A 1,771-nucleotide genomic window follows, 5' to 3' on the forward strand; every position below is an offset into this window, starting at 1 on the left:
CGAACGACGAAGGCGAGATCGGCCTGGTGTACAACCCGCCCAGCGAACCCAAGCTGGTGTCGCGCGCGTCGAAGCGGCAGCCGATGATGGCGATCGTCGGCCCCGACTTTCCGCGCCGCAGCCACAAGGTGCTGACGGTGCAGCAGCTCGCCACCTACCCGCTGGCGGCCACTCACCCGTCCTACGGCACGCGGCAGATGATGGAGGCCGTGGAATACGCCGAGCGCGTACGGCTCGCGCCGATCATCACCACCAATTCCTTCGCGATCCTGAAGGAGTTCGTGAAATCCGGGCTCGGTATCTCGGTGATGCCGGCCTTCGCGGTGACGGCCGAGCTGCAGGCCAGGGAGCTGTTCGCGATCGACATCGCGCATCCGATCCTCGAGAACGCCGAAGCGCACATGGTCACGCGCGTGGGCCGCAAGCTCTCGGTGGCCGCCAACAAGATGCTGCAGATGATGACGGGGCAGATGCGGGCGTTTCGTTAGGGGGGCTGGCGTGGCCCGTACTCCTGCTCCTGAACGCGACGCGGGTTCGGGTTTGGAGACGGCTTCATGAAAACCGCTGATTCCGCTACAAAGTGTTCCAGCAGATCAAGCAGCAGCCGCGTTCGAGACAGGCTTCATGGACAACGCCAGGCGCCCGTGCCCTCATGGGCGCATCACCCAAGCCAAACGTCCTCACGCATCCGGATCGGGAATCCGCGCCGACTGAATCACCACCAGCGTATCGCCCGCCTCGATCCTGCACGGCGCATCCTCGTAAAACGAATAGATCTTCCCGCAGCGATCGAGCCCGACCACGATCGCGCCCGGCACGACGTTCGTCAGGCAGCCGATCTCATGCGGCAATGCCTCGCGCTCCAGCAGCGTCGCGCGCCCGCGCGTCGACAGCATGTCGTTCACGAACGGCACGATGTAGCGGCTGTGGACCGCATCCGCCAGCAACAACGCACCGATCTTCGTCGACGATACGATCACGTCCGCGCCGGCCTGCCGCAGTTGCCGCTGGTACAGGTTCTCCTGAATCCGCACGACGATCTTCGTATCGGGCGCGATGCTGCGCACCGACAGCGTCAGCAGGATCGCGGTCGGATCGTCGGTCACCGAAATGATCACGGCCTTCGCCGCGCGCACCTGCGCCTGCTGCAGCAGATCCTCATGGGCCGGATCGCCGAGCAACCCCGTCACGCCGAGCGACGTCGCCGCCTCGAGGGCCTGCTGCTGCGAATCGATCACGATGATCGTCGCCGGATCGACGCCGCTCTCCAGCAACTCGCGCACCGCGATCGATCCCGACAGGCCATAACCGCACACGACGATGTGATCGGACAGTTGCTTCTGCAGGCGTTTCATGCGGAATTCCTCGATGACGCGCTGGATCACGAACTGATACGCCGTGCCCAGGAAAATGAACCAGATGCCGATGCGGATCGGCACGATGAAGAACGCATCGAGCAGGCGCGCCCGCGCCGTGACGGGCACGATATCGCCGTAGCCGACCGTCGCGACCGTGACCATCGTGAAGTACACGAGATCGGCCACGGTCATCGGCGTGCTCTTGGTCGAATCGCGCAGGCCGTCGCGATCGAGATACAGCACGAGGAACGCCAGCGTGCACAACAGCACGACCGCGCCGAGACGGAACAGCAGCGTGCGCAGCGGCGACGTCGCGGGGCGCGTGAACAGCGTGCGCGCACGCGGCGCCTGCCACGGATTGCGGGCGCGACGCAGGCGCATGCGCAACGAGCGTCGTATAACTTCGTATAATG

General features: G+C 64.9%; 2 protein-coding genes. One reads left to right on the forward strand and one right to left on the reverse strand.

Translation table 11 applies throughout. The features are described from left to right. The coding region (locus JMF90_RS35645) for a LysR substrate-binding domain-containing protein (protein ID WP_236598112.1) at positions 1–488 on the forward strand (488 nt) is incomplete at its 5' end. A 192-nt stretch (positions 489–680) separates the two neighbouring features. On the opposite strand, the gene JMF90_RS35650 is transcribed toward JMF90_RS35645, so the two are convergent. Further along, entirely contained in the window at positions 681–1,739 is a 1,059-nt protein-coding gene (locus tag JMF90_RS35650) for a TrkA family potassium uptake protein (RefSeq protein ID WP_236598113.1), read from the reverse strand. Between the last annotated feature and the right edge of the window lie 32 nt (positions 1,740–1,771).

This window comes from Burkholderia sp. E168m23 (assembly GCF_016586125.1).
Taxonomy (GTDB): Bacteria; Pseudomonadota; Gammaproteobacteria; order Burkholderiales; family Burkholderiaceae; genus Burkholderia; species Burkholderia orbicola.

Coding starts and splice junctions, on each gene's coding strand:
- JMF90_RS35650 (WP_236598113.1), bottom strand. CDS start 1,739: ATGCGCCTGCGTCGCGCCCGCAATCCGTGGCAGGCGCCGCGTGCGCGC.